Below are 25,184 nucleotides of genomic sequence, written 5' to 3' on the forward strand. Positions count from 1 at the left end.
CTGCCACTGTTTTGGCTTTCCCTTTTCTTGTTCGTGCATTTGTCTTTGTTCTCTGTCCACGAACTGGCAATCCTTTTCTGTGACGGATTCCTCTGTAACATCCGATTTCCATCAGTCGCTTGATGTTAAGCTGTACTTCTCTTCTTAAGTCCCCTTCGACTTTGATCTTGTCGATTGCTTTACGAATGCTGTTCAGCTGTTCTTCGCTCAGATCCTTTACACGGATGTTTTCATCAATTTTTACTTCTTCCAATACTTTCTGTGCAGTTGGTTTTCCGATTCCATAGATATATGTCAATGAAATTACTACACGTTTGTCATTTGGAATATCTACTCCTGCTATACGAGCCATATTTTCCTCCTATTTTTCCTAGTTTCCCTGTCTCTGTTTATGTTTAGGGTTTTCACAAATAACCATTACGCGACCTTTTCTTTTGATCACTCTGCATTTGTCGCAAATTGGTTTTACAGATGGTCTTACTTTCATGTTTATTACCTTTCTAATCACGTATTTCCCTGCTAAAATGCGCATACAAATTATGCGGATTTTAACAGAAACGTAATGTTTCTTTTAACGCAAGCAAATTGCGCTTATTTTATTATAAGCGCAATTGTTTATTTTTTCAAGATTTCTTTTAATACAGGCCAAATTTCATCAATTGGTTTTGAAGCATCTACTTTAGAAACCATTCCTTTTTCTTCATAATATGCAATGACTGGTTCTGTATTTTTTGAATATTCATCTAAACGAACTTTCAAACTTTCTGCATTGTCATCCTTACGCTGTGTAAGAGGAGATTGACATTCATCACATACCTCTGCTACTTTAGGTGGTTTAGAATAAATGTTATAAATGGCACCACACTTTTTACATGTCCTACGCCCTGTAATACGACGAGTCAATTCATCGAAAGGTACATCCATTACAACAATTTTTTCAACCGCAAGATCTGTACCAGCTGTCATTTCTTCAAAGGCTTTAGCCTGATCTAATGTTCTTGGATATCCATCTAATAAATAACCATTTTTCTTATCTTCTAAAGTACTTAAGAAGTCTTTTACCATTTTGTTTGTGATTTCATCAGGTACAAGTAAACCTTTTTCAGAATAAGCTTTTGCCTTTAATCCTAATTCCGTTCCTTTAGAAATATTTTCTCTAAAGATATCACCTGTAGAAATGTGATTTAAATTAAATTCTTCTTTAATTCGACTTGAAAAAGTCCCTTTTCCAGAACCTGGAGCACCCATAATAAAGATATTCATAAATATTACTCCTTGACTTAATAATAGTCTTTATATGATTTCTGTGTAATCAAACCTTGAATCTGTTTGATTGTTTCAAGTGCAACACCTACAACAATAATCAGCCCGGTTCCTCCTAAAGCCATATTAGAAGATAAGTCTGGCCAGATAATGGTCATAGCGTGAGGCATAACGGCAATCAACGCCAATGCAACCGATCCAAATACAGTAATTCTTGATAATACTTTATTTACATAGTCCTGAGTTTCAGAACCCGGACGAATTCCTGGAATATACTGTCCAGATTTTGCCAGATTTTTACTGAATTCTTCTGGATTGATCTGCATTTTTGTATAGAAGAATGTAAAGAAAAGAATCAACAATACATAAATACATAAGGAATACCATGTTTTTAATCCCAGCCAGTTATTCATTGCACGAGTAATGTCATTTGTTTCAAAGAAACTGGCAATCTGTAAAGGAGCCATCATTAGCGAACTGGCAAAGATAACTGGAATAACACTTGCAGAATTTACTTTTAAAGGTAAATAATCTTCATTTTTATTTTTAATAATTTCAAGTGAACTGGATGTCTGTTGAATCGGAATCTTTCTTTCTGCCGTATTAATTAATGTGACAAATACAATAATTAATAAATATACAATAATGTAAGCCGCAAATAATAGCATTCCATTATCAGGTGCATTGCTGCCACTTACTAAAGAAGTAAATGCATCTACAAACTGTTGTGGTAAACGACCAACAATTCCAGCCATGATGACCATGGAAATTCCATTTCCAACACCTTTCATAGATATCTGATCACCAATCCATACTAAAAACATAGTACCTGCTGTGAAAATCGTTGCGATATATAAAATTGTCGCAATACCGGATCCTCCTACTAATAAAGTTGAATAAGATTTTGACAATCCATATACCAGCGAAAAGGATTGAACGAAACCAAATACAACAGCAAGATAACGGGTATACTTATCCAGCGTTTTTCTTCCTGTTGCCCCTGATTTAGACAACTCTGTTAAATGAGGAATTACATCCATACTCAATAGCTGGATGATGATAGAAGCTGTAATGTAAGGTGTTACCCCTACTGCGAAGACGGAAAATTGCTCCAATCCTCCACCACCCAGCAGGTTTATCATGGCAAAAAATGAATTTTCACCAATACCCGCAATTAAGTCCGATGTATTTACGTTTGGAACAGTAATCGCACATCCCAAACGATACACAAGAAAGGCGAACAGAGTAAAAAAGATTCTGTTACGAATATCCTTGTTTGCAAACATTGCTTTTACAGATCCAAAAAATCCAGGTGAGTTTGCTTTTACTCCATTTGCCTTTACTTTTAATTTCATTAAATTACCTCAGCTTTTCCGCCTGCTTTTTCGATTGCTTCTTTAGCTGATTTTGAGAATTTAACAGCTTCAACTGTTAACTTTTTAGTTAATTCACCATTTCCTAAAACTTTTAATCCGCTTAATTCTTTCTTGATAATTCCTTTTTCAAGTAATAAAGCTACATTAACAGTTGTACCTTCTTCGAAACGATTTAAAGTTTCAACGTTTACAATTGCATATTCTTTACGATTAAAGTTTGTGAACCCACGTTTTGGTAAACGTCTTGCTAAAGGTGTTTGTCCCCCTTCAAAACCAAGACGTACTCCTCCACCACTTCTGGAGTTCTGTCCTTTTTGACCACGTCCTGATGTTTTTCCATTTCCGCTACCTGGACCACGACCCACACGGTTACGGTTTTGACGAGGTGCTTTAGAGCTCATTGTATGTAATTTCATCTTTTACCCTCCCTATTAACCGCGAATTTCTTCTGGTTTTTTATCACGAATTTCTGCAACTTGTTCAACTGTTCTTAAATTGCGTAATCCTTCAAATGTTGCACGAACAACATTGATTTTTGTACGTGAACCAATACATTTTGTAAGAATATCTTTAATTCCAGCTAATTCCAGGACAGCACGAGCAGCACCACCAGCGATAACCCCAGTACCATCACTTGCTGGACGCATAAATACTTTACCTGCACCATATTCTCCAGTAATTTCATGAGGAATTGTATCATTAATTACAGGAACTTCGATCATGTTTTTCTTAGCATCTTCAGTTGCTTTACGAATTGCATCAGGAACTTCATTTGCTTTTCCTGTACCAATTCCTACATGTCCTTTACGATCTCCAACGACTACCAATGCAGCAAAACGGAAACGACGTCCACCTTTAACTACCTTTGTAACACGGTTAATCGCAATTACCTGATCTTCATATTCTTTTTGGTCTTTTCTTGGTTTTCTATCTAATGCCATTTTGCGACCTCCTAAAATTCTAATCCAGCTTCACGAGCTGCTTCTGCTAAAGCCTGAACACGACCAGTGTAAACATATCCACCACGATCAAATACTACGTTTTTAATATTTTTTTCTAATGCACGTTTAGCAATTTCAGTTCCTACTAAACGAGCTGCTTCAATGTTTCCACCATTTTCTAATTTCATATCAACACTTGATGCACTAGCCAAAGTGACTCCATTTACATCATCGATGATCTGTACATGAATATGTGCATTACTTCTGAATACATTTAAACGTGGGCATTCAGGAGTCCCGCTGATTTTATTACGAACACGTGCGTGACGACGTAATCTTGTTTCATTACGTGATACTTTATTAATCATATTTTAATCTCCTTTCCCACTATTTCTTACCAGCTGTCTTACCTTCTTTACGACGAACAGCTTCATCTTTGTAACGAATACCTTTACCTTTATAAGGTTCTGGTTTACGAACAGCTCTTACTTCAGCTGCAAATTGACCAACTAACTGTTTATCAATTCCTTTGATCTGAATATCTGTTGGAGATACTTTACCAGCAGCATCTAAGCAAGTTACTTCCAGACCAGCTGGAATTTCCATTTCAACCTGGTGTGAATACCCAACTGTTAAAGTCAATGTATTTCCCTTAACGGCTGTACGGAATCCGATACCAACCAGTTTCAATTCTTTTTTGTAACCTTCAGATACACCCACTACCATATTGTGTAATAAGGCACGAGTTGTTCCATGTAATTGTTTTGTTGTTTTCTGATCATTAGGACGTTTTACAGTGACAACATTTTCTTCAACTTGAATATCCATCAAATCAGAAAATGTACGAGTTAAAGTTCCTTTTGGTCCTTTAACAGTCACCTCATTCCCAGCTGCTACTTCAACTGTAACACCTGCAGGAATGGTAATCAGTTTATTCCCGATACGTGACATCTTTTATTTTCCTCCTGTTTTATTACCAAACGTATGCAATAACTTCTCCACCTAAGTGAGCTTTTCTTGCATCTTTATCTGTCATCATTCCGTTTGAAGTAGAAATGATAGCAATTCCTAAACCACTGATAACACGTGGTAAATTTTCTACTGTTGAATACACACGTAATCCTGGTTTAGAAATACGACGTAAACCTTTAATGGCTTTTTCGTTATTTTTATATTTCAAAGTAATTGTTAAAGTCTTTTTAACTCCATTCGCTTCAATAGCGTAGTCAGTAATGTATCCTTCATCTTTTAAGATTTTAGCGATAGCTTTCTTTTCATTTGATGATGGCATACTAACTGTTTCATGTTTTTGTTGCAATGCGTTACGGATTCTTGTTAACATATCCGCAATTGGATCAGTCATAATCATATTAATATGCCTCCTTCTTACCAACTTGCCTTTTTAACTCCAGGAATTTGCCCTTTGTAAGCTAATTCTCTGAAGCAAATACGACAGATTTTATATTTTCTTAAAACTGAATGTGGACGACCACAACGTTCACAACGAGTATACTCACGCACTTTATATTTTTGAGGACGTTGCTGTTTATTAATCATTGATTTCTTTGCCATATGATCCTCCTACTTTTTGAAAGGCATTCCCATTGCTTTTAATAAAGCACGTGCCTCTTCATTTGTTTTTGCAGTTGTTACAATAACAATATCCATTCCACGAGTACGATTTACTTTGTCAAAATCGATTTCTGGGAAGATAATCTGTTCTTTGATTCCTAAAGTGTAATTTCCACGACCATCAAAGCTTGTATCGCTTACTCCACGGAAGTCACGAACACGTGGCAAAGAAATGTTGAATAATTTATCTAAGAATTCATACATTCTTTGTTTACGTAATGTAACTTTACATCCAATAGCCATACCTTCACGTAATTTAAAGTTGGCAATTGATTTCTTTGCTTTTGTAATAACTGGAGCTTGACCAGTAATAGCTGCTAATTCTTCAACAGCTTCGTCTAATAATTTAGCGTTTGTAATTGCGTCACCTACACCAATGTTTACGACAACTTTTTCAATATGTGGAACTTCCATAACTGATGTGTAGTTGAATTCTTTCATAAGTTGAGGGACCACAACGTTCTGATATTTTTCCTGTAAACGATTCATTTAATTTCCCTCCTTATTTTACAACATTTCCGCTCTTAACATAAACGCGAACTTTTTTACCATCTCTAATTTCGTTACGTACACGAGAAGCAACTTTTGCTTTTTCATCATATAACATAACATTTGAAACATGGATTTTTGCTTCTTTTTCTACAATCCCACCTTCTGGATTCTGTTGAGTTGGTTTTAAGTGTTTTTTAACCATATTAACCCCTTCAACAATCACTTTATCTTCTTTTGGGAAAGCAGCTGTTACTTTTCCGATTGTGCCCTTGTAAGCACCAGTAATTACTTTAACTTGATCACCTTTTTTAATTCTCACTTTGGACACCTCCTATAACACTTCTGGAGCCAATGAAACGATTTTCATAAAATCTTTGTCACGTAATTCACGTGCAACTGGACCGAAAATACGAGTTCCTTTTGGCGTTTTATCATCTTTAATAATTACAACGGCATTGTCATCAAAACGGATATAAGAACCATTTTCACGACGAACACCACGTTTCGTACGTACAATTACAGCTTTAACAACATCACCTTTTTTAACAGTTCCACCAGGAGTCGCTTGTTTTACTGTACATACAACGATATCACCGATATTAGATGTTTTTCTTACACTTCCACCTAAACAACGAATAACTAAAACTTCTTTAGCTCCGGTGTTGTCAGCGACGCGTAATCTACTTTCATTTTGAATCATTGTTTCGCCTCCCTGTACTATGCACGTGCCTTTTCAGCAATTTCAACTAAACGGAAACGTTTTGTAGCAGATAATGGACGAGTTTCCATGATCACTACTGTATCTCCAATATGAGCTTCATTGTTTTCATCATGTGCTTTAAATTTTTTAGAATATTTTACACGTTTTCCATACAATGGATGTGTTTTCTTTGTTTCAACCATTACCGTAATTGTTTTATCCATTTTATCGGATACAACGACACCACGATAGACTTTACGAGCATTTCTTTCCATCGAATGGTCCTCCCTATTCCTTATCAGCGTTTTCACGCTCTGTTAAAACTGTCTTAATACGAGCAATTTCTTTCTTTACTGCTTTAATACGAGCAGGATTTTCTAAATCACCAGTAGCCTGTTGAAAACGAAGATTAAATAATTCATCTTTTAAAGCATCGACAGTAGATAAAAGTTCTTTACTTGATTTTTCACGAATTTCTTTAATTAACATATTATTCTACTTCTCCTTTTCTAGCAAAACGCGTTTTTACTGGTAATTTATGAGATGCTAAACGAAGTGCTTCACGAGCTACTTCTTCAGATACTCCACCAACTTCAAACATTACACGTCCTGGCTGTACAACAGCAACCCATCCTTCAGGTGCACCTTTACCAGAACCCATACGAACTTCAAGAGGTTTTTTCGTTCTTGCCATATGAGGGAAAATACGAATCCATACTTTACCACCACGTTTCATATAACGTGTCATCGCAATACGGGCTGCTTCAATCTGACGGTTGCTTACGTAAGCACCGCTTTCGGCAACCAATCCATATTCACCAAAGTCAATAGTACGTCCAGCTTTACTACGTCCTTCGTAGCTTAGACGATGTGGACGTCTATACTTTGTACGTTTAGGCATTAACATTATTCGTTACCTCCTTTATTTCCTTCTGCATTTGCTTTAGGAGCCGCTTTAGGAGCACGGTTCTGTTGACGTCCATCTTTATTAAAATTGCGACGTCCTTTTCCTTTACGAGCTGGTCTTTGTTTAGGTGCTTCAGGTTCTTTTACCATTTCACCTGGTAATACTTCTCCACGGCAGATCCAAACTTTTACACCAAATTGACCATAAGTTGTTTTGGCTTCTTCAATCGCATAATCGATATCACTACGTAAAGTATGTAGAGGAACAACACCTTCAGAATATCCTTCAGAACGAGCCATATCTGCTCCTCCTAAACGTCCAGATACTGAAGTTTTAATTCCTTTTGCACCAGCACGCATTGTATTTTGAATTGCTTTTTTCTGAGTAGCACGGAAAGATTTACGTCCTTCTAATTCATCAGCAATCCAGCGAGCAACTAAACGAGCATCCAAATTTGGATTTGCGATTTCAACAACATTCACCTGAATGTTTTTCGCATTTGTTAATTTTTCTAATTTTTTCTTTAAACCTTCAATTGATTTACCATCTTGTCCAATAACAACTCCTGGATGAGCTGTACGGATTATAACAGTTAAACGATTTTTAGATCTTTCGATTTCAACACGAGAAATTTGAGGATTTGCTTTACGTTTATCAACTGCAGCATTAGCTAAATCAGCATAGTATTTTTCAATAAATTCACGAATTTTAACATCTTCCATTAAAGTAGATCCAAATTCATGATCGTTAGCGTACCATCTTGATTCCCAATCACGAATCACTCCGACACGCATTCCGATAGGCGATACTTTTTGTCCCATAGCTAACCTCCTAGTCTCTTTCTGCCACAACAACTGTAATGTGGCTTGTACGCTTGTTAATTGGACTTGCACTACCTTTTGCACGTGGCATATAGCGTTTTAAAGTAATTCCTTCATCTGCCCAACAAGCTTTTACATATAATTTGCTTTCATCTAAATCGTTATTGTTTACTGCATTCGCAATTGCACTTTTTAATACTTTTCCAACTAAAACTCCACCTTTATTTGGAGTGAATTTACAGATTGCAGTAGCTTCTTCTACGTCTTTACCACGAATCAAGTCTAAGACAAGTCTAGCTTTACGAGGTTGAATACGTACGGTTTTTGCTGTAGCTTTTACTTCCATTTTAAATATTCCTCCTAACGTTTACCTTTCTTGTCATCACTTCCGTGACCAGTGTATTTACGAGTTGGAACAAATTCTCCTAATTTGTGACCAACCATATCTTCAGTTACATAAACAGGAACGTGTTCTTTTCCATTGTATACGGCAAATGTATGTTCTACAAATTGAGGGAAAATTGTTGAACGACGACTCCAAGTTTTAATGACTTCTTTTTTACCAGATTCATTTAAAGCTTCAACCTTTTTCATTAAGTGTTCATCCACAAAAGGTCCTTTTTTCAAACTACGACTCATTTCAATTTTACCTCCTTACTATTTACCGTTACGACGACGAACGATCAGTTTATTGCTAGCTTTCTTGCTATCGCGTGTTTTAACACCCAATGCTTTTTTACCCCAAGGTGTCATAGGTGATTTACGTCCAATTGGAGTACGACCTTCACCACCACCATGTGGGTGATCATTAGGGTTCATTACAGAACCACGAACAGTTGGACGAATACCCATATGACGAGTACGACCAGCTTTACCAATATTTACAAGGTTGTAGTCTTCATTTCCAACTACACCAACTGTAGCACGACATTCCCCTAATACTTTACGAACTTCACCAGATTGTAAACGAAGCGTAACGTATTTTTCTTCGATACCCAGAATTTGAGCAGAACATCCAGCACTACGTGCCATTTGTCCACCTTTACCAGGTTTTAACTCAACATTGTGAACGATTGTACCTTCAGGCATATTTCTTAATTCACAGCAGTTTCCAATTTTAATGTCTGTTTCTTTTCCAGAAACAATTTTTGTACCTACTTTTAAATCTTTAGGTGCGATAATGTAACGTTTTTCTCCGTCCGCATAATTAACCAGTGCAATATTTGCAGAACGGTTTGGATCGTATTCAATTGTTGCTACTTTAGCAGGAATATCATCCTTATTACGTTTGAAATCAATAATACGGTAAGCTCTTTTGTGTCCAGCTCCCTGATGACGTGTTGTAATACGTCCTGTGTTATTACGACCACCATGAGATTTTAATGGGGCTAACAAGCTTTTCTCTGGTTTTGAAGCAGTGATTTCTTCATTTGTCAAAGCGCTCATCCCACGACGTCCAGGTGTCGTTGGTTTATACTTTTGAATTGGCATAAACAATAATCTCCTTCTATACGCAATGTTTATTCAGGAAATAGCGTCTTCTCCCTGATTGAATTATTCAGCTTCACCGAATAATTCGATTGAATATCCTTCTTTAAGTTTAACAACAGCTTTATGAACAGCAGGAACTTTAGCCATATAACGTCCTACTCTTTTTTCTAATTGTCTGCTGTTAGATGTATTTACTTTTTCAACTTTTACATTCCAGATAGCTTCAACAGCCTGACGAATTTCAATTTTATTAGTTCCTTTTGCTACTTCAAAAGTGTATTTGTTGTCTTCAGCCATCAATTTCATACTTTTTTCAGTAACAATCGGACGAATAATAACGTCTCTATAATCTTTCATTATGCTAAAGCCTCCTCTACTTCTTTTACAGCAGCTACAGTCATAACGATCTGATTTGCATTTACTAAATCGTATACGTTAATTCCTTTGCTTGTCACAAATCCTACACCTGGAATATTACGTCCAGATAAGATTGCATTGTATGCATCTTCTTCTTCACCAACTACAAATAATGTTTTCTTAGGAGCTTTAATAGCCGCTAAAATTGAAACAAATGATTTTGTTTTTGGTTGTTCGATATCAAAACGATCTAATACACTGAATGAAGATTCAGCAACTTTTTCACTCAATGCAGATTTTAAAGCCAAACGACGAACTTTTTTATTGATTCTGTATGAGTAGTCACGAGGTACTGCTCCAAATACTGTTCCACCACCTCTAAACTGTGTAGCACGGATAGAACCCTGACGAGCACGTCCAGTACCTTTCTGACGATATGGCTTTCTTCCACCACCAGATACTTCACTGCGTCCTTTTGTAGAACTTGTTCCCTGGCGTTTACCAGCCATCTGCATTTTTAATGCATCAAATAAACACTGCTGGTTTGGTTCAATACCAAATATTGCATCATTCAATTCAATTGAACTAACAACTTGACCTTGTTGATTAATAACGTCGATCATTGCCATTATTCTTGAACCTCCTTACTAGCACTGTAGTCTACTAAAACCACAGGGGCTTTATTTCCTTTTGATGTTTTAGCTGTACGTACCATAACACATCCTTTTTTAGGTCCAGGAACATTTCCTTTTACTAAGATGTAGTTATTTTCACGATCAACTTTAATAACTGTTAAGTTTTGATTTGTTGTTGTGTATCCACCTTCTTGACCAGCCATGATTGTACCTTTCATGATACGACCCTGTCTAGAAGTAATACCATTTGTTGCTAATGAACCGATATGACGGATGTTTTTAGATCCACCATGTGTTTTAGGTCCCTGATGAGCATTGTTACGAACGATTGTACCGTTGTAACCTTTCCCTTTGCTTGTTCCGATAACGTCAACCTGTTCACCCGCTTCAAAAATATCAACGGCAACCAAGTCTCCAACGTTAACATCTAAATCACAATCACGCACTTCTTTAATAAAGCGTTTTGGACTTGTATTTGCTTTTTTACAGTGTCCGATGTTTGCTTTTGTAGTACGTTTTTCTTTGATTTCTTCAAATCCTAACTGAACCGCTTCATATCCATCTGTTTCAGCTGTTTTCTTCTGTAAAACAACATTTGGAGTTGCTTCGATCACAGTTACAGGAATCAATACACCGTCTTCAGTGAAAACCTGTGTCATTCCTAATTTTCTTCCTAATAGTCCTTTCATCTTTAGACACCTCCATTAAAGCTTAATTTCGATATCTACACCACTTGGAAGTTCAAGTCTTTGTAAAGAATCGATTGTTTCCTTCGTTGGTGCGACAATCTCAATCAAACGTTTGTGCGTACGAATTTCAAATTGTTCACGAGAGTCTTTATACTTATGTACCGCTCTCAAAATTGTTACAACTTGTTTTTCTGTTGGTAGAGGAACAGGTCCAACTACTTTTTTTGCTCCATGTTTTGTCGCTGCTTCGACAATTTTTTTAGCACTGTCATCCAGGATACGGTGCTCATACGCTTTTAAGCGAATTCTCATTGTGTTTTTTGCCATGTGTTACTCCTTTCGTTTATTCTAGATAAACATGCTCTGCGCGAATTACCTGACGCCACCCATGACAACGGATTTCAGTGGGTCAGCAACCTCGCACTTCCTCGCAATGCTTTAAGATTTTAGCATAATAAAAAGGGGTATGCAACCCCTTTTTTTAACAATTTTTCAAAACATTTTTGAACTTCTTTCGAACAGTAATAAAGTAATTCGCAATCAGTACGATCATCGAAATATCAATAAAAGCTGGCAATAAAATTTTCATAAGAAAACAAAAAATTGCACTGCTGACATCCAGTTTTAAAAACTGGTTTTCTTCCATATACAGTTTATATACACGATATCGGATTGGATAATTTCGCATTAAAATTATAAAACATACACATCCAATAATCGCATCGACAGCAAAGCTTACTACAAAGTTTTGCATAATTACTGCTTTTACAAACATTAAAGAAATCGCAAAAGAAAATGCACTTAATATAGACGAAATATTAAATTTTGTATAATCCTCTTCTTTTTGTTTTTCTTTACTTTTCTTATAACTTCCTGTTTTTTCCCATGAACGCAGGTCTTTGCCAATATCTTTGGATATTTTCAATTCATCAATCTGTTCGATGCAATAACACGCCATAAAGTATTTGCGAAGCATATTCCAATTTTTGTTTTGAATCCCATCAAAAACCTGTTTGAATTCTGAATCGTGCCCTTCTGGTAAAGAAAGATTCTTATTCAAGAATTGATAATTGGATGTATCAATCATGAATCATAATTCCTTCAGCTTCTTCAATAATTATATTTGAATTAAAATAATGCTCTAATGCCTTTATTGCATACGCTGTATCTTTGATTCCTGCCGTTTCATAGCTGGAATGCATTGCCAGTTGAGGTAAACCAATATCCACTGCATGCATGCTCACTTGCGTATTGGACAAATTTCCCAGAGTGGATCCTCCTACCATATCGGAGCGATTTGCAAAATACTGAACCGGTACTTGTGCTTTGTTACAAATTTCTGTGAACAATGCTCGACTGAAAGCATCCGTTGTATATTTCTGATTCGCGCTTTCTTTAATAACAATACCTTTATTCATGTAGTTTCGATTAATGACATCAGATTTTTCCGGATGATTTGGATGCAGAGCATGTGCATTGTCGCAGCTGACCAGAAATGATTTAGCAATGGCCTGAAAAAATTCATCTTCTGTCTTAGCCAAACCTGTATGTATGCGACGTAAAACATCATAAAGGAAAGTAGACATTGCTCCCTGTTTTGTATTGGATCCAACTTCTTCATTATCAAAACAACAATATATATTTATTGCATGTTCATTCTTTCCATTTATAAATGCTTTTAAGGATGCAAATGCACATTGAAGATCATCCAGCTTAGGACAGGAAATAAATTCATCTCTATAACCCCAGATAACCGGTTGCTGACGGTTTACAAGGAACAAATCTTTGCCTAATATCTGTGATGGATCTACATTCAATTCATCGGCAATCATTTTATCAAAATCACCTTTTTTTAATTCACCTGCAGAAAATAACGGACAAAGATCCACCTGCCGATTGTAACTATACCCATTATTAACTTCTCGGTTAAAATGAATCGCAACATTTGGAATCATTAATATATCTTTATCGATATATAACAAACGATTTTCAATTTTATTATTTTCTTTTATCAGAACACGTCCTGCAATCGTCAATGGACGATCAAACCAGGATGAATCGATCATGCCACCATAAGCTTCTACATCCAGTCGAATGTATTCAGATGGTCCTTCCAATTCAGAAACATTTTTAATCTTATACGTTGGTGAATCGCTATGCACTGCACTCAACTGAAAATGATAATCATCCAGTTTGTTTCCTATTTTAAAAGCAATAACGCTTGAATGATTTCGAGTTGTATAATAGCATCCACCTTTTTGTATATTCCATACTTTTCCTTCTGGTAGATAGGTAAAACCATTTTCTTCAAGAATGTTTTTCGTTGTTAAAATGGTATGAAACATACTTGGACTTTTTTCAATAAAACTGAATAATTCTTCTGATATTTCTTTAAATTTCATATAGTACGCCCCCTATTAAAAATACCACAATAATAAGAAAGAAACCAATAAACTGGTTTCTCAATTAAGCTTTTGCATCTTGTATTTTACGAATTTCAGGTAAAATCAATCCCAATAATACCAATACCACTGGAGTAACGATGTTTAAAATCAATGTGAATGTATCTGTTGAATACATACCTAATAAACAACAAGCCAATGTCACAAAGAAGCACCATGCACCAAAGAACAAGGCAACTCCATTTGATTTAACAAATTTATATTCTCTTGGATATTTATCCGTTGCTTTACGTAACATGATATATGCAAAGAATACCCATAAATAACGTAATGGCATACATACAGAATTCAATTTATTTAACTGTGCAATAACTGCATCTCCACCTGGAACTAACATCTGAACCAGAATGATTGCTCCTGATAAAACAGCAACCATAATAATACCGTTCACATAAGCTCCTTTTGAATTCTGTTTCAACAGTCCTTTTGGAACATAACAGTTTATGTTCTTATCATCCAGTAACATACGAAGTGGAGCATCAATACTTACGACCAGAGTTGAGAACTGTCCGATTGCATTACATGCAGCATATACAACAACGAAGAAATTACCTACATGGAAGTATTCTCCAACTTTCTGGAATGCCCAGTAAGCTCCGTTTGATACATATAAGTTAAAGCTTTCCGCTGATTCATTGATAACAGTTGGATCAAACATCATACCCATTGCAATGGTTCCTAAAATTGCACATACCATAACCATGATAGCTACAGCAATCATTCCTTTAGGGAATCCTTTAGATGCATTTTCAACTTTATTTACATATGGTGAAATTTTTTCACATCCACCAACCGCAAATACCAGTATCGATAAAGAAGTAAAATAGTTCACATTAAATTGTGGAATCAGAGCTTCTTTTGTGATTTCCATAGTTACATATCCTGCATTTGGATTGATAATTGGAGCCACAAACATCATTATTATAAATAAAATGCTCATCACAAACATACTTGAACCAGCTAAAGTCGCCAATTTTTTCAAAGGATTCAAACCTTGACTGGCTACCCAGCAGAAGAACAGCAAACAGACAAAAGTAACTGCCTGAATGGCTTTAACTGGAAAAGAAGCATACGTTTCTGCATTCTGGAAAACCATCCAGCTCAATGCTTTTAATCCACCTGTACTCTTGCTGGCAATGTAAGTAATATGAACCGCAAAATATGTCCAACCAGCATAGTACGCAATCTTTTTACCTGATGTTTCTGAAACCCAGGAAGTAACTCCTCCTCCTAAATCTTTGAATGCCGAACCCATTTCACCAACCATTAATGCATATGGTACAAAATATAGTGCAAACATCAAAATCCAAGAGAAAATTACCTGAATTCCATTGAAGTACATAAATCCATTCGCAACGTTACCAAATCCCCATAGAGTTGAGAAACACATGAAGGATAATACATACCATTTAATTTTCTTTTGAGAATTATCCATTTTTATTCTCTCCTTTCGTAATATCAATCATCACATATTTTTGCGTTAATGTCAAATCAGTGTTGCATTTTTGTCAAACAAATATTAAAAAAGAGACTGAATCAAATTCAGTCTGCATTTTTTATAAATAATTTACAAGAAGATTGAAGATCATTCATTATTTTTTTAGCCTCTTTACTTAATTCATTTGAATAAGCAATTCCAATTGGAAGATATATTTTAGGATTTAAAGAAATAACTTTAAGTTTTTTGTTTTCAATTAAAGAAGAAATCCTTAAATTAATGGAAATACCTAAACCAGATTCAACAACGGAATAGGTTGCATATTCATCCGATGTAACAATTTGAACATTTGGATTTATTTTATATTTATTAAATATTAAGCTATAATCTGTTTCCTCACTTAAGAATGGGAAAACACAGCTTTCTTTTTCATAGGCGGAAAGAGGAATGCTTTCTTTGACTGATAATTCATTGGAAGCAGGAACCCAGGCCACAGCCTCGTCCATCCATAAAAGATCCCATTTAAAATCTCCCTCTCTTTTTGAAATGATTGCAAAATGAAGCTGCCCTTGCTCTACTTGCTTAGCTAAGATACTGCTGGTTCCATAGATCAGATCCACATCCATTTCTTTATTTTCTTTTTTATAAGAAATTAAAGAAGTCATTAACCACGAATATATACGTAAATGAGCCACTCCAATACGAATTTTTACAGGCACATTGGTTATATTTTTCGCTTGTGATAAAACAAGTTCTCCAGCTTTAACAAAATCCTTAATGGAAGGAAGCAATTTCTTACATTCCGAACTGGGAAGCACACCATCTCTTGAACGCTCTAGTAAATCGATTTCCAACTCTTTTTCAAGAGAATGAATGATACGGCTAATACCGGATATAGAATATCCTAATTCAGATGCTGCACTGCTTAAGCTTTGAGTCTCTATTGCCTTTAAGAGGACTTTATATTTTTCAAGTTCCATACGCTACCTATGAAAACATTTACATGTTTTTTCTTTCATAGTTTTACATTATATAGATTAAATAGTAAATTACAACATAAAAATAAAAAAAACTGCTCATTGAGCAGTTTATTCTTTAAATAATTATCCTAAGATTTCAGTTACAGTTCCTGAACCTACTGTATGTCCACCTTCACGGATAGAGAATTTAGTTCCGTTTTCCAATGCGATTGGAGCAATCAATTCAACGTTGATTTCTACGTTATCACCAGGCATTACGATGTCAGTTCCTTCTGGTAAAGTGATAACACCAGTAACGTCAGTTGTACGGAAATAGAATTGAGGACGGTAGTTAGAAGCAAATGGTGTATGACGTCCACCTTCTTCTTTAGTTAATACGTAAACTTGTCCTTTGAATTTAGTGTGTGGAGTAACTGAACCAGGTTTAGCTAATACTTGTCCACGAACGATTTCAGTACGAGCAACACCACGTAATAAAGCACCAATGTTGTCACCAGCCTGAGCTACGTCTAATTGTTTATGGAACATTTCTAATCCAGTTAATACAGTTTTACGAGTTTCTTTGATACCAACGATTTCAACTTCATCATTTAAATGAGCCTGTCCACGTTCAACACGTCCTGTAGCAACAGTACCACGTCCAGAAATTGTCATAACGTCTTCAACAGCCATTAAGAATGGTTTGTCAATATCACGTTCTGGATCTGGAATCCAAGAATCAACAGCATCCATTAATTCTTCGATAGCTCCAACATATTTTGGATCACCTTCTAATGCTTTTAATGCAGAACCACGAATGATTGGAGTATCATCTCCTGGGAATCCGTATTCATTTAATAATTCACGAACTTCCATTTCTACTAAGTCAATCAATTCTTCGTCATCAACCATGTCGCATTTGTTTAAGAATACAACGATTGAGCTAACACCTACCTGACGAGCTAATAAGATGTGTTCACGAGTCTGAGGCATAGGACCATCAGAAGCTGCAACAACTAAGATAGCTCCGTCCATCTGAGCTGCACCAGTGATCATGTTTTTGATGTAGTCAGCGTGACCTGGACAGTCAACGTGTGCATAGTGACGACCTTCAGTCTGGTATTCTACGTGAGCAGTGTTGATAGTGATTCCACGTTCTTTTTCTTCTGGAGCACCATCAATTTGATCATAAGCTGTAGCCTGAGCCATACCTTTTTTTGCTAATACGTTAGTAATAGCAGCTGTTAAAGTAGTTTTACCGTGGTCAACGTGACCAATTGTTCCAATATTAACATGGACTTTACTTCTGTCAAATTTTTGTTTTGCCATTTTAAATTTTCCTCCTAAAATTTGATTACTACATACAGATTAATTTTAATTTAATCTGTATCCTTTTTCAACTAGTTTTCTTTAGAATTTTCTTTGATAATTTTTTCTGCAATACTCTTAGGTACTTCTGAATAATGATCGAACTTCATAGAGTATGTTCCACGACCTTGTGTAAAGCTACGTAAGTCTGTTACATATCCAAACATTTCTGAAAGTGGAATCATAGAACGTACGATAATCGCATTTCCTCTTTCTTCCTGATCTGTAATCTGTCCACGACGGCTTGATACATCTCCCATTACAGATCCTAAATATTCAGATGGTGCTGTAACTTCTACTAACATAATTGGTTCTAAGATTACTGGTTTACATTTTTTAGCTGCTTCACGCAATGCGAAACTTGCTGCAATTTTATAAGCCATTTCACTTGAATCGACATCATGGTAAGAACCGTCAAATAATGTAGCTTTTACATCAATTACTGGATATCCAGCAATCATACCATTTTCCAATGCGGCTTCCAAACCTTCCTGAGTTGGTTTGATATATTCACGAGGAACGGAACCACCAACGATAGCATCCACAAATTCGAATCCTTTTCCTTCGTTTGGTTCAAATTTAATCCATACGTGACCATATTGTCCACGACCACCTGATTGACGTACGTATTTACCTTCACAATCGGCTGTAGCACGAATTGTTTCACGATAAGCAACCTGTGGCTGTCCTACATTGGCTTCAACTTTAAATTCACGACGTAAACGGTCAACAATAATGTCCAGGTGTAATTCACCTACACCAGCGATAATTGTCTGTCCTGTTTCTTCGTTTGTATATGTTTTGAAAGTTGGATCTTCTTCAGCCAGTTTTGATAAAGCCAATCCCATTTTATCCTGGTCAGCTTTTGTTTTTGGTTCCAGTGATAATTCGATAACTGGTTCAGGGAATTCCATAGATTCCAGAATAATTGGTGCATTTTCAGCACATAATGTATCCCCAGTTGTTGTATTTTTTAAACCAACAGCTGCTGCAATATCACCTGAATATACTTTATCGATTTCTTTACGAGAGTTTGCGTGCATTTGAACAATACGTCCAAAACGTTCTCTCTTACCTTTTGTAGAGTTCAATACATAGCTTCCTGATTCAGCTGTTCCTGAATAAACACGGAAGAATGATAATTTTCCAACAAATGGGTCAGTCATAATCTTGAATGCTAATGCAGAGAATGGTTCTTCATCGCTAGGATGTCTTTCAGATTCTGTTCCATCTTCTAAAGTTCCTTTAATAGAAGGTACATCTAATGGTGATGGTAAGTAATCAACAACTGCATCCAATACCATTTGAACCCCTTTATTTTTATAGGCAGATCCACATAATACTGGGAAGAAATCACCATTACATACCGCAATACGTAACACACGGCGAATTTCATCGATTTCAGGTTCTTCACCCTCTAATACCATCATCATGAAATCTTCATCATAATCTGCTAAGTATTCTAATAATTTCATTCGATATTCTTCCATCAGATCTACCATATCTTCAGGAACTTCAATTTCAGTAATAATACGTCCAAAATCTCCACTGAAGTTATAAGCTTTTCTTTCAATAATATCGATAATTCCTTCAAAGTTTGATTCAGCTCCAATAGGCAATTGGATTGGGCATGATTTAGCTCCCAGACGATCAATAATTGTATTGCATGACATAATGAAGTCTGCCCCTGTTGCATCCATCTTATTTACGAATACAATACGAGGAACTCCATAAGTTGTTGCCTGACGCCAAACTGTTTCTGTTTGAGGTTCAACCCCAGCTTTTGCATCCAATACAGTTACTGCTCCATCCAATACACGTAAAGAACGTTCAACTTCAACTGTAAAGTCTACGTGCCCTGGTGTATCGATGATATTAATACGGCATTCATCCCCAGTTCCATCTAATTTTTTCCAGTGACAAGTTGTCGCTGCGGAAGTGATTGTAATACCACGTTCCTGTTCTTGTGCCATCCAGTCCATTGTACTGGCACCATCATGTGTTTCTCCAATTTTATGGTTAACACCAGAGTAATAAAGGATACGTTCTGTTGTAGTCGTTTTACCAGCATCGATGTGTGCCATGATACCAATATTACGAGTATTTTTTAAGCTATATTCTCTAGGCATACAACAAATCTCCTCTCTTACCAACGATAATGAGCAAATGCTTTATTTGCATCAGCCATTCTATGAGTGTCATCACGTTTTTTAACACTGGCACCAGATCCATTAGAAGCATCAATAATTTCTGCAGCTAATCTTTGTTCCATTGTCTTTTCATTTCTTAAACGAGCATAGTTAACGATCCAGCGTAATCCTAATGTTAAACGACGTTCATCACTAACTTCTACTGGAACCTGATAGTTGGCTCCTCCTACACGTCTAACTTTTAATTCCAATTGAGGCATAACATTTTCCAATGCTTGTTCAAAAACCTCCATTGCTGGTTTCCCAGTTTTAACTTCTATGATATCAAACGCATTGTATAAAATCGTTTGTGCAACCCCTTTTTTACCATCAATCATGATTTTATTGATTAAACGAGTTACCAATTTAGAGTTATACATAGGATCGACTAATACATCACGTTTGGCAATGTGTCCTTTTCTAGGCATTTATTTTCCTCCTTTCACGATTGATCTATTTCTTAGGTTTTTTAGTTCCATATAAAGAACGAGATTTTTTACGGTCGTTTACTCCAGCGCAGTCTAATGTTCCACGAATAATATGGTAACGAACCCCTGGTAAGTCTTTAACACGTCCACCACGAATTAAAACAACTGAGTGCTCCTGTAAGTTGTGTCCAATTCCTGGAATATAAGCTGTAACTTCCATTCCATTACTTAAGCGAACACGAGCATATTTACGAAGTGCTGAGTTTGGTTTCTTAGGTGTCATTGTACCAACACGAGTACATACTCCACGTTTTTGAGGAGAAGATAAGTTTGTTGGTTTAGACTTTAATGAGTTGTAACCACGGTTCAAAGCAGGTGACTTTGAAACGTTTTGACTGGCCTTACGACCTTTACGAATCAATTGGTTGATTGTAGGCATAAGAACTCTCCTTTCAAATTTTCATAAGCACACACATCCGGGTGTGCCTTAATCATCCGATAAAATTAAGGTTCAATTTGAACCTTTTTTCGCATGCATTAATAATCTACACTTTTTATATATCCATGTCAATATTTTTCTGGAAATATATATAAATTTTTATATCCGTAGATGTCTTTAATCTAAAGGTAAAATACTATATAATACATAGCGAAAGGAAATCCGATATATGAAACATAAAATTATATTTTTTGATATGGATGGTACTCTTTACCAGACTGAAAACGATATTATTCTAGATTCTACTTTAGAAGCAATTCAAATGCTTAAAGATCAGGGCTATATTGTATGTGCCGCAACAGGTCGTCCTTTGAATCAAATGAAATTAATTTTAGAAAAAGTTACTTTTGATTACTACGTTTTAATTAATGGAGGATATATTCTTGATTCTCAATTAAATGAAATTGATTCTTTTCCTATCGCAAAAGAATCGGTTAATGATCTGGTTGCTTTATGTAAAGAAAAAGAATTTGGTCTTCTTTTTCATTTTGGAGACGCTTCTTATATCTATAATAATTTTTATCCAATGTATTATTTCTGTAAATATTGTAATGTACTTGATTCTTTATTTTATGATCAGAGCCAGACATTCCATAAACGTCATGATGCTTATGATGCGGTTGTACTTACAAAAGATAAATCAGCTATTGATGATTTTATGAAAAATCATCCTGACTTACGAAGTGATTTGATCAATGTAAAAACAGATGGTTTCTGTTTTGATATCTTTAATAATTCAACCGATAAATCACATGGTATTGAAATGATTTTAAAAAGAGAAAATTTAACATGGAAAGATACCATTTGCTTTGGAGACAGTACCAATGACATTGGGATGCTTCAAAAGGCAGACGTTTCCGTTGCCATGGGATCTGCCAGTGAATATGTCAAAAGCTTTGCGACATTTGTCACTACATCCACCTATGATCATGGCATCTATAATGGCGTTAAAAAGATATTAATTGATGAAAATTAGAGCTGAATGAACTGTTGACCAAGCTGTTTTGCTTCCCAATCATCATGTGTTACATAAATTAAAGTGAATTTATATTTTTCTTGAAGGAAAAGGATGGAATCCATCATTTTCCTTTTTAATTCTTTATCCAGGTGACTTAAAGGTTCATCCATTAATACAACATCAGGAAACTGAATCAAAGCTCTGGCTAAAGACACTCTTTGTCTTTGCCCCCCTGATAATGTAGATGTTTTCTGATTTAAAAATTCCTGGCAGCAGGTATCGATTGAAATTCTTTTAACTCTATTCCATAACTCTTCTTTTGAAATGGTTTCGCTGATTCCAAAAACGATATTCTGAAAAGCAGTTAAATGATCGAACAGACAATCCTGCTGGAATACATAAGATAATTTACATTTTTCATCTTTTTCAACGGTCCCATTATCTGCACTTTCCAGTCCACATAATATTTTTAACAAAGTTGTTTTTCCTGAACCGCTCTTACCCTGAATAACAATTCGACTATTTTCATTAAATTCAAAAGACAGATTTTTAAATAAAAGGTTGTCTCCAAAACTTTTTGTTATATTACTGATTCTTATCATATTTCACAATCCTTAACAATATTATGTTTTTCAATATTCTGCTTTAAAATTTCGATAATTTGATCATATAAACATTCTGATCCTTTTTTGGTGTTTTCCTGTCTTTTTAATATTTTAGATAAAGGAACTTCATTTTTTCGCCACATATATCCATCATCCTGATTATTTAATAATACAGGCATAAGATTGTCCATGGCATGAGCAAAATTTGCTTCTTTGGTTTCATTTTCTTCAAATTCTTTCCATAGAGCGATATATAATTTTTTCTGATCTGCTGGCAGCAAAGAGAATAATCGATTGCAAGCCTTTGTTTCTTTATCGTGTGCCTGCATTTGTCCTTGCGTATCATAAGCATATGTGTCTCCCGCATCAATTTCCACAACATCATGAATCAGAAGCATTGCAACTGTTTTAAACACATCTATTTTTTCATTGGCATATTCGGATAATATCAGACAGGCTAAAGCAATATGCCATGCATGTTCAGCATCATTTTCCATATGATGATCTGTACATCTTGTCTGTCTTTTTATCGATTTTTCTTTATCCATTTCCAAAAGAAAATTCAATTGCTGCTGTAAACGTTCCATACTATTCCTCTCTATTCTTTTAAAAAAAGATCTCATGAAGAGATCCTTTATTTCTTTTTCTTCTTTTTTGATTTCTTTGCTTTTTTGCTTCCGGAATGCTTGCTCATCCCCTGCAAGCCTCCACCGCGCTGCATATTCTGCAGGGCATTCATATTTGGAACTCCATTCTTCATCATTTTAGAAACCGACTGCATCTGCTCAATCTGATTGATCAGTTTGTTGATTTCCATCACTTTGACCCCTGCTCCTTTCGCAATACGATTTTTACGACTTGCTTTCAGGCACCCAGGATTTTCACGTTCATATGGAGTCATTGACTGAATAATAGCTCGTGACTTTTTTAAATTTTTATTCATCAGTTCATCGTCAACATTTTGAGCCATTTTATTCATACCTGGAATCATTTTCAGCATTTTCTGCATAGATCCCATCTTTGTAATTTCATCATATTGATTCAAAAGATCATTAAAATTAAAAGTTCCAGACATCAGGTTCTTAGCTGTCTGCTTTTGAATTTCCATGTCTAATTTTTCTTCGGCCTGTTCAACTAAGGAAACTACATCTCCCATTCCTAAAATACGATTGGCCATGCGATCTGGATGGAAAGCTTCCAGATCTTCTACTTTTTCCCCACTGGATACAAACAATACCGGAACATTTGTAATAGATCGAACAGATAGTAAACCTCCACCTCGAGCATCACCATCCATCTTTGTGACAACCAATCCTGTAATCGATAACTGATCGTTAAATTCTTTAGCAACAGTTACAATGTCCTGTCCTGTCATGGCATCCACAGTAAGTAGAATGTCATCTGGTCCAACATAAGACTTCATATCCTGAAGTTCTTTCATTAGTTCGTCATCGATATGCAAACGACCAGCCGTATCAAAAATTACTAAATCCTTTTGACGATCTTTGGCATAGTCCATTGCTTTTCTTGCCGTCTGTAAAGCGCCCACTTCTGTGCCCAGGCTATAAACCTCAACATCTATACTTTTTCCTAATGTTTTTAATTGCTCAATTGCTGCAGGACGAATCACATCACAAGCAACAAGTAAAACGCGCTTAGCTAATTTTTCTTTACAGTATTTTGCAATTTTTGCTGAAGCTGTTGTTTTACCTGTACCCTGAAGTCCTACCATCATAACAGTAGTAATTCCAGTCTTCTTAAAATTTATTCTTGCATCACTTGTACCTAATAAAGTCTGAAGTTCATCTCTTACTATTTTTACGACCATCTGCCCTGGATTTAAAGAATCCATAACTTCCTGACCCATAGCTTTTTCTTTAACATTGGCAATAAAGTCTTTAACAACAGTATAATTAACGTCTGCTTCCAAAAGTGACATACGCACTTCTTTAAGCATTTCATTCATATTTTTTTCAGTTAATTTTCCTTGTCCAGATATATTTTTAAACGCTTTGCTCAAGCGATCACTTAACGATTCAAAAGCCATATTTTTCACCTCGTGTCTAGTTTATCTAATTTTTTAATAAAATACAATTAAATACTAATCATCAAATGTTTTCTTCAACAAGAATTTTAAAAGAGAGTCAAATAAAAATACCAATATAACGATCCAGATTGTCCAGGCAATGACTTTACTCAATTCAAAATTTACTCTGCAATATTGAATCTGTCTTCCAATGCCATTTTGTACCTGACCTAAAATTTCAGCCATAACCCCTGCCTTAAAAGCTAAAGAGCAGCAGTTAAGAAGACTGGAAACAATGGCAGGTTTTAATAAAGGTAAATACACTTCTTTGATTAATCTGGTATATGGTTGTGGATATATAAACAAAACTTCTTTCCATTTTTTTTGAATAGCTTGCAAGGAAACAGATACATTTTCATATACAATTGGGAACAATAAAAGGAAAATCACTACAAAAACTGTTAATTCTCTTGAAATCCAGAACAGCAGAAGAATAATAATACTGACGTTAGGTAAACTTTTTAAAATTATGAATAGTTTTGAAAGTATATCAGAAAATAATCTGTTTTTGAAACATAGAAAAGCAAAAAGAACACCAATTAAAAAGGAAAAGAATATTCCTGTAAAAACTCTTATCAATGTATAGTAAGTAGCATGATAAAAAGTTTTCGTATAAAAAAAAGAAAGAAAATCTTTTAATACGGTTATAACAGAAGGGAGAATAAAAGAATTATCAATTAAAATAGAGGCGATTTGCCAGACAGTAAAAAAAACAAATATAAATATTAACCAGGAATAATATTTTTTCATATTTTATTCTACTAAATATTTCTGATTGTCAAATCCAATTCTATTCATATCTTATTCTCCATACGTATAAGATTCTATCATCTTACAGAAAAAAAAGAAATAAAAAAAAGACTTCCAGAAGGAAGCATAAAAAAATCC

The 25,184-nt window shown here is 35.4% G+C and carries 37 protein-coding genes; 1 reads left to right on the top strand and 36 read right to left on the bottom strand.

Annotation, left to right across the window (positions count from 1 at the left end; all coding sequences use genetic code 11):
* The 32 genes from rpsM to rpsL form a co-directional block, all read right to left on the bottom strand.
* Window positions 1–352 (bottom strand): 30S ribosomal protein S13 (rpsM, locus tag FYJ50_RS09500; RefSeq protein WP_154461375.1); only part of this gene is annotated, 352 nt, incomplete at its 3' end.
* A gap of 18 nt (window positions 353–370) precedes the next feature.
* The gene (gene rpmJ, locus FYJ50_RS09505) at window positions 371–487 is read right to left on the bottom strand and encodes a 50S ribosomal protein L36 (RefSeq protein ID WP_102267906.1); all 117 of its coding nucleotides are present in this window, start codon (window positions 485–487) and stop codon (window positions 371–373) included.
* Window positions 488–615: 128 nt separating this feature from the next.
* Complete coding sequence (locus tag FYJ50_RS09510; RefSeq protein WP_154461377.1) at window positions 616–1,263, bottom strand: adenylate kinase; 648 nt, start codon at window positions 1,261–1,263, stop codon at window positions 616–618.
* A gap of 17 nt (window positions 1,264–1,280) precedes the next feature.
* Complete coding sequence (gene secY, locus FYJ50_RS09515) at window positions 1,281–2,618, bottom strand: preprotein translocase subunit SecY (RefSeq protein ID WP_205946507.1); 1,338 nt, start codon at window positions 2,616–2,618, stop codon at window positions 1,281–1,283.
* On the bottom strand, window positions 2,618–3,055 hold the full coding sequence (rplO, locus tag FYJ50_RS09520; RefSeq protein ID WP_154461379.1) for a 50S ribosomal protein L15: 438 nt from the start codon (window positions 3,053–3,055) through the stop codon (window positions 2,618–2,620). Before rplO ends, secY begins: the two co-directional genes overlap by 1 nt.
* 15 nt (window positions 3,056–3,070) lie before the next feature.
* Window positions 3,071–3,580, bottom strand: a complete 510-nt coding sequence (rpsE, locus tag FYJ50_RS09525) for a 30S ribosomal protein S5 (protein WP_154461381.1) — start codon at window positions 3,578–3,580, stop codon at window positions 3,071–3,073.
* An 11-nt stretch (window positions 3,581–3,591) separates the two neighbouring features.
* Window positions 3,592–3,948, bottom strand: coding sequence for a 50S ribosomal protein L18 (rplR, locus tag FYJ50_RS09530; RefSeq protein ID WP_154461383.1), 357 nt, complete (start codon window positions 3,946–3,948; stop codon window positions 3,592–3,594).
* A gap of 19 nt (window positions 3,949–3,967) precedes the next feature.
* Window positions 3,968–4,531, bottom strand: a complete 564-nt coding sequence (gene rplF, locus FYJ50_RS09535) for a 50S ribosomal protein L6 (protein WP_154461385.1) — start codon at window positions 4,529–4,531, stop codon at window positions 3,968–3,970.
* Between the two features lie 22 nt (window positions 4,532–4,553).
* Complete coding sequence (gene rpsH / locus FYJ50_RS09540; protein WP_154461387.1) at window positions 4,554–4,949, bottom strand: 30S ribosomal protein S8; 396 nt, start codon at window positions 4,947–4,949, stop codon at window positions 4,554–4,556.
* A 17-nt stretch (window positions 4,950–4,966) separates the two neighbouring features.
* Complete coding sequence (locus FYJ50_RS09545; protein WP_154461389.1) at window positions 4,967–5,152, bottom strand: type Z 30S ribosomal protein S14; 186 nt, start codon at window positions 5,150–5,152, stop codon at window positions 4,967–4,969.
* A 9-nt stretch (window positions 5,153–5,161) separates the two neighbouring features.
* Window positions 5,162–5,701, bottom strand: coding sequence for a 50S ribosomal protein L5 (gene rplE, locus FYJ50_RS09550; protein WP_154461391.1), 540 nt, complete (start codon window positions 5,699–5,701; stop codon window positions 5,162–5,164).
* Between the two features lie 13 nt (window positions 5,702–5,714).
* The gene (gene rplX, locus FYJ50_RS09555) at window positions 5,715–6,023 is read right to left on the bottom strand and encodes a 50S ribosomal protein L24 (RefSeq protein WP_276983181.1); all 309 of its coding nucleotides are present in this window, start codon (window positions 6,021–6,023) and stop codon (window positions 5,715–5,717) included.
* A gap of 12 nt (window positions 6,024–6,035) precedes the next feature.
* Complete coding sequence (gene rplN, locus FYJ50_RS09560; protein WP_154461393.1) at window positions 6,036–6,404, bottom strand: 50S ribosomal protein L14; 369 nt, start codon at window positions 6,402–6,404, stop codon at window positions 6,036–6,038.
* A 17-nt stretch (window positions 6,405–6,421) separates the two neighbouring features.
* Window positions 6,422–6,679 carry a 30S ribosomal protein S17 gene (gene rpsQ, locus FYJ50_RS09565; protein WP_154461395.1) on the bottom strand — a complete coding sequence of 86 codons (258 nt, stop codon included), beginning with the start codon at window positions 6,677–6,679 and terminating at the stop codon, window positions 6,422–6,424.
* Between the two features lie 13 nt (window positions 6,680–6,692).
* The gene (gene rpmC / locus FYJ50_RS09570) at window positions 6,693–6,893 is read right to left on the bottom strand and encodes a 50S ribosomal protein L29 (RefSeq protein WP_154461397.1); all 201 of its coding nucleotides are present in this window, start codon (window positions 6,891–6,893) and stop codon (window positions 6,693–6,695) included.
* 1 nt (window position 6,894) lies between these two features.
* A complete protein-coding gene (gene rplP, locus FYJ50_RS09575; protein ID WP_154461399.1) occupies window positions 6,895–7,311 on the bottom strand; it encodes a 50S ribosomal protein L16 in 417 nt (138 codons plus the stop codon).
* Window positions 7,311–8,132, bottom strand: coding sequence for a 30S ribosomal protein S3 (gene rpsC / locus FYJ50_RS09580; RefSeq protein ID WP_154461401.1), 822 nt, complete (start codon window positions 8,130–8,132; stop codon window positions 7,311–7,313). The genes rplP and rpsC overlap by 1 nt, the downstream gene beginning before the upstream one ends.
* 10 nt (window positions 8,133–8,142) lie before the next feature.
* A complete protein-coding gene (gene rplV, locus FYJ50_RS09585; protein WP_154461403.1) occupies window positions 8,143–8,478 on the bottom strand; it encodes a 50S ribosomal protein L22 in 336 nt (111 codons plus the stop codon).
* A 14-nt stretch (window positions 8,479–8,492) separates the two neighbouring features.
* Window positions 8,493–8,771 (bottom strand): 30S ribosomal protein S19, encoded by a 279-nt coding sequence (gene rpsS, locus FYJ50_RS09590; RefSeq protein WP_154461405.1) that lies wholly within the window; start codon window positions 8,769–8,771, stop codon window positions 8,493–8,495.
* 18 nt (window positions 8,772–8,789) lie between these two features.
* Window positions 8,790–9,623, bottom strand: a complete 834-nt coding sequence (rplB, locus tag FYJ50_RS09595) for a 50S ribosomal protein L2 (RefSeq protein ID WP_154461407.1) — start codon at window positions 9,621–9,623, stop codon at window positions 8,790–8,792.
* A gap of 63 nt (window positions 9,624–9,686) precedes the next feature.
* Entirely contained in the window at window positions 9,687–9,980 is a 294-nt protein-coding gene (gene rplW / locus FYJ50_RS09600; RefSeq protein WP_154461409.1) for a 50S ribosomal protein L23, read from the bottom strand.
* Window positions 9,980–10,609 carry a 50S ribosomal protein L4 gene (gene rplD, locus FYJ50_RS09605; protein WP_154461411.1) on the bottom strand — a complete coding sequence of 210 codons (630 nt, stop codon included), beginning with the start codon at window positions 10,607–10,609 and terminating at the stop codon, window positions 9,980–9,982. The genes rplW and rplD overlap by 1 nt, the downstream gene beginning before the upstream one ends.
* Complete coding sequence (gene rplC / locus FYJ50_RS09610; RefSeq protein WP_154461413.1) at window positions 10,609–11,304, bottom strand: 50S ribosomal protein L3; 696 nt, start codon at window positions 11,302–11,304, stop codon at window positions 10,609–10,611. The genes rplD and rplC overlap by 1 nt, the downstream gene beginning before the upstream one ends.
* A 15-nt stretch (window positions 11,305–11,319) precedes the next feature.
* Window positions 11,320–11,631, bottom strand: coding sequence for a 30S ribosomal protein S10 (gene rpsJ / locus FYJ50_RS09615; RefSeq protein WP_154461415.1), 312 nt, complete (start codon window positions 11,629–11,631; stop codon window positions 11,320–11,322).
* A gap of 154 nt (window positions 11,632–11,785) precedes the next feature.
* The gene (locus FYJ50_RS09620; protein ID WP_154461417.1) at window positions 11,786–12,391 is read right to left on the bottom strand and encodes a hypothetical protein; all 606 of its coding nucleotides are present in this window, start codon (window positions 12,389–12,391) and stop codon (window positions 11,786–11,788) included.
* Window positions 12,384–13,706: a M18 family aminopeptidase gene (locus FYJ50_RS09625; protein WP_154461419.1), complete on the bottom strand. Its 1,323-nt coding sequence runs from the start codon at window positions 13,704–13,706 to the stop codon at window positions 12,384–12,386. The genes FYJ50_RS09620 and FYJ50_RS09625 overlap by 8 nt, the downstream gene beginning before the upstream one ends.
* Window positions 13,707–13,770: 64 nt before the next feature.
* Window positions 13,771–15,201, bottom strand: a complete 1,431-nt coding sequence (locus tag FYJ50_RS09630) for an APC family permease (RefSeq protein ID WP_154461421.1) — start codon at window positions 15,199–15,201, stop codon at window positions 13,771–13,773.
* Between the two features lie 107 nt (window positions 15,202–15,308).
* Window positions 15,309–16,184: a LysR family transcriptional regulator gene (locus FYJ50_RS09635; RefSeq protein WP_154461423.1), complete on the bottom strand. Its 876-nt coding sequence runs from the start codon at window positions 16,182–16,184 to the stop codon at window positions 15,309–15,311.
* A 123-nt stretch (window positions 16,185–16,307) separates the two neighbouring features.
* Complete coding sequence (gene tuf, locus FYJ50_RS09640) at window positions 16,308–17,492, bottom strand: elongation factor Tu (protein WP_154461425.1); 1,185 nt, start codon at window positions 17,490–17,492, stop codon at window positions 16,308–16,310.
* 71 nt (window positions 17,493–17,563) lie between these two features.
* The gene (fusA, locus tag FYJ50_RS09645) at window positions 17,564–19,660 is read right to left on the bottom strand and encodes an elongation factor G (protein WP_154461427.1); all 2,097 of its coding nucleotides are present in this window, start codon (window positions 19,658–19,660) and stop codon (window positions 17,564–17,566) included.
* Between the two features lie 17 nt (window positions 19,661–19,677).
* Window positions 19,678–20,148, bottom strand: coding sequence for a 30S ribosomal protein S7 (gene rpsG / locus FYJ50_RS09650; protein WP_154461429.1), 471 nt, complete (start codon window positions 20,146–20,148; stop codon window positions 19,678–19,680).
* Between the two features lie 25 nt (window positions 20,149–20,173).
* Window positions 20,174–20,587 carry a 30S ribosomal protein S12 gene (gene rpsL / locus FYJ50_RS09655; protein WP_154461431.1) on the bottom strand — a complete coding sequence of 138 codons (414 nt, stop codon included), beginning with the start codon at window positions 20,585–20,587 and terminating at the stop codon, window positions 20,174–20,176.
* A 229-nt stretch (window positions 20,588–20,816) separates the two neighbouring features.
* On the opposite strand from rpsL, the gene FYJ50_RS09660 reads away from it, so the two are divergent.
* Entirely contained in the window at window positions 20,817–21,623 is an 807-nt protein-coding gene (locus FYJ50_RS09660) for an HAD family hydrolase (RefSeq protein ID WP_154461433.1), read from the top strand.
* On the opposite strand, the gene FYJ50_RS09665 is transcribed toward FYJ50_RS09660, so the two are convergent.
* The 4 genes from FYJ50_RS09665 to FYJ50_RS09680 are packed head-to-tail and all read right to left on the bottom strand — an operon-like array spanning window position 21,620 to window position 25,046.
* Window positions 21,620–22,207 carry an ATP-binding cassette domain-containing protein gene (locus FYJ50_RS09665; protein ID WP_154461435.1) on the bottom strand — a complete coding sequence of 196 codons (588 nt, stop codon included), beginning with the start codon at window positions 22,205–22,207 and terminating at the stop codon, window positions 21,620–21,622. The two genes, FYJ50_RS09660 and FYJ50_RS09665, sit on opposite strands and share 4 nt — an antisense overlap.
* Entirely contained in the window at window positions 22,204–22,797 is a 594-nt protein-coding gene (locus FYJ50_RS09670; protein ID WP_154461437.1) for an HD domain-containing protein, read from the bottom strand. Before FYJ50_RS09670 ends, FYJ50_RS09665 begins: the two co-directional genes overlap by 4 nt.
* A 47-nt stretch (window positions 22,798–22,844) precedes the next feature.
* Window positions 22,845–24,257, bottom strand: coding sequence for a signal recognition particle protein (gene ffh / locus FYJ50_RS09675; RefSeq protein WP_154461439.1), 1,413 nt, complete (start codon window positions 24,255–24,257; stop codon window positions 22,845–22,847).
* A 54-nt stretch (window positions 24,258–24,311) separates the two neighbouring features.
* Window positions 24,312–25,046: an ABC transporter permease gene (locus tag FYJ50_RS09680; RefSeq protein ID WP_154461441.1), complete on the bottom strand. Its 735-nt coding sequence runs from the start codon at window positions 25,044–25,046 to the stop codon at window positions 24,312–24,314.
* Between the last annotated feature and the right edge of the window lie 138 nt (window positions 25,047–25,184).

Origin of the sequence: Floccifex porci (assembly GCF_009696175.1) — a bacterium.
GTDB lineage: Bacteria > Bacillota_I > Bacilli_A > Erysipelotrichales > Erysipelotrichaceae > Floccifex > Floccifex porci.

Excerpts from the sequence above, each read along its gene's own strand:
- FYJ50_RS09665 (WP_154461435.1), bottom strand. The coding sequence starts at position 22,207 with ATGATAAGAATCAGTAATATAACAAAAAGTTTTGGAGACAACCTTTTA.
- FYJ50_RS09625 (WP_154461419.1), bottom strand. The coding sequence starts at position 13,706 with ATGAAATTTAAAGAAATATCAGAAGAATTATTCAGTTTTATTGAAAAA.
- rpsG (WP_154461429.1), bottom strand. The coding sequence starts at position 20,148 with ATGCCTAGAAAAGGACACATTGCCAAACGTGATGTATTAGTCGATCCT.
- rpmJ (WP_102267906.1), bottom strand. The coding sequence starts at position 487 with ATGAAAGTAAGACCATCTGTAAAACCAATTTGCGACAAATGCAGAGTG.
- FYJ50_RS09680 (WP_154461441.1), bottom strand. The coding sequence starts at position 25,046 with ATGAAAAAATATTATTCCTGGTTAATATTTATATTTGTTTTTTTTACT.
- ffh (WP_154461439.1), bottom strand. The coding sequence starts at position 24,257 with ATGGCTTTTGAATCGTTAAGTGATCGCTTGAGCAAAGCGTTTAAAAAT.
- rplP (WP_154461399.1), bottom strand. The coding sequence starts at position 7,311 with ATGTTAATGCCTAAACGTACAAAGTATAGACGTCCACATCGTCTAAGC.
- rplE (WP_154461391.1), bottom strand. The coding sequence starts at position 5,701 with ATGAATCGTTTACAGGAAAAATATCAGAACGTTGTGGTCCCTCAACTT.
- FYJ50_RS09630 (WP_154461421.1), bottom strand. The coding sequence starts at position 15,201 with ATGGATAATTCTCAAAAGAAAATTAAATGGTATGTATTATCCTTCATG.
- rplN (WP_154461393.1), bottom strand. The coding sequence starts at position 6,404 with ATGATTCAAAATGAAAGTAGATTACGCGTCGCTGACAACACCGGAGCT.
- FYJ50_RS09545 (WP_154461389.1), bottom strand. The coding sequence starts at position 5,152 with ATGGCAAAGAAATCAATGATTAATAAACAGCAACGTCCTCAAAAATAT.
- FYJ50_RS09670 (WP_154461437.1), bottom strand. The coding sequence starts at position 22,797 with ATGGAACGTTTACAGCAGCAATTGAATTTTCTTTTGGAAATGGATAAA.
- rpsC (WP_154461401.1), bottom strand. The coding sequence starts at position 8,132 with ATGGGACAAAAAGTATCGCCTATCGGAATGCGTGTCGGAGTGATTCGT.
- rpsH (WP_154461387.1), bottom strand. The coding sequence starts at position 4,949 with ATGATTATGACTGATCCAATTGCGGATATGTTAACAAGAATCCGTAAC.
- FYJ50_RS09635 (WP_154461423.1), bottom strand. The coding sequence starts at position 16,184 with ATGGAACTTGAAAAATATAAAGTCCTCTTAAAGGCAATAGAGACTCAA.
- rplR (WP_154461383.1), bottom strand. The coding sequence starts at position 3,948 with ATGATTAATAAAGTATCACGTAATGAAACAAGATTACGTCGTCACGCA.
- rplW (WP_154461409.1), bottom strand. The coding sequence starts at position 9,980 with ATGAAAGATTATAGAGACGTTATTATTCGTCCGATTGTTACTGAAAAA.
- rplC (WP_154461413.1), bottom strand. The coding sequence starts at position 11,304 with ATGAAAGGACTATTAGGAAGAAAATTAGGAATGACACAGGTTTTCACT.
- tuf (WP_154461425.1), bottom strand. The coding sequence starts at position 17,492 with ATGGCAAAACAAAAATTTGACAGAAGTAAAGTCCATGTTAATATTGGA.
- secY (WP_205946507.1), bottom strand. The coding sequence starts at position 2,618 with ATGAAATTAAAAGTAAAGGCAAATGGAGTAAAAGCAAACTCACCTGGA.
- fusA (WP_154461427.1), bottom strand. The coding sequence starts at position 19,660 with ATGCCTAGAGAATATAGCTTAAAAAATACTCGTAATATTGGTATCATG.
- rplV (WP_154461403.1), bottom strand. The coding sequence starts at position 8,478 with ATGGAAGTAAAAGCTACAGCAAAAACCGTACGTATTCAACCTCGTAAA.
- rplO (WP_154461379.1), bottom strand. The coding sequence starts at position 3,055 with ATGAAATTACATACAATGAGCTCTAAAGCACCTCGTCAAAACCGTAAC.
- rpmC (WP_154461397.1), bottom strand. The coding sequence starts at position 6,893 with ATGTTAATTAAAGAAATTCGTGAAAAATCAAGTAAAGAACTTTTATCT.
- rplF (WP_154461385.1), bottom strand. The coding sequence starts at position 4,531 with ATGTCACGTATCGGGAATAAACTGATTACCATTCCTGCAGGTGTTACA.
- rplB (WP_154461407.1), bottom strand. The coding sequence starts at position 9,623 with ATGCCAATTCAAAAGTATAAACCAACGACACCTGGACGTCGTGGGATG.
- rpsE (WP_154461381.1), bottom strand. The coding sequence starts at position 3,580 with ATGGCATTAGATAGAAAACCAAGAAAAGACCAAAAAGAATATGAAGAT.
- rpsS (WP_154461405.1), bottom strand. The coding sequence starts at position 8,771 with ATGAGTCGTAGTTTGAAAAAAGGACCTTTTGTGGATGAACACTTAATG.
- rpsL (WP_154461431.1), bottom strand. The coding sequence starts at position 20,587 with ATGCCTACAATCAACCAATTGATTCGTAAAGGTCGTAAGGCCAGTCAA.
- FYJ50_RS09620 (WP_154461417.1), bottom strand. The coding sequence starts at position 12,391 with ATGATTGATACATCCAATTATCAATTCTTGAATAAGAATCTTTCTTTA.
- FYJ50_RS09510 (WP_154461377.1), bottom strand. The coding sequence starts at position 1,263 with ATGAATATCTTTATTATGGGTGCTCCAGGTTCTGGAAAAGGGACTTTT.
- rpsQ (WP_154461395.1), bottom strand. The coding sequence starts at position 6,679 with ATGGAAAGAAATGCTCGTAAAGTCTATCGTGGTGTCGTTGTATCCGAT.
- rpsJ (WP_154461415.1), bottom strand. The coding sequence starts at position 11,631 with ATGGCAAAAAACACAATGAGAATTCGCTTAAAAGCGTATGAGCACCGT.
- rplD (WP_154461411.1), bottom strand. The coding sequence starts at position 10,609 with ATGGCAATGATCGACGTTATTAATCAACAAGGTCAAGTTGTTAGTTCA.
- FYJ50_RS09660 (WP_154461433.1), top strand. The coding sequence starts at position 20,817 with ATGAAACATAAAATTATATTTTTTGATATGGATGGTACTCTTTACCAG.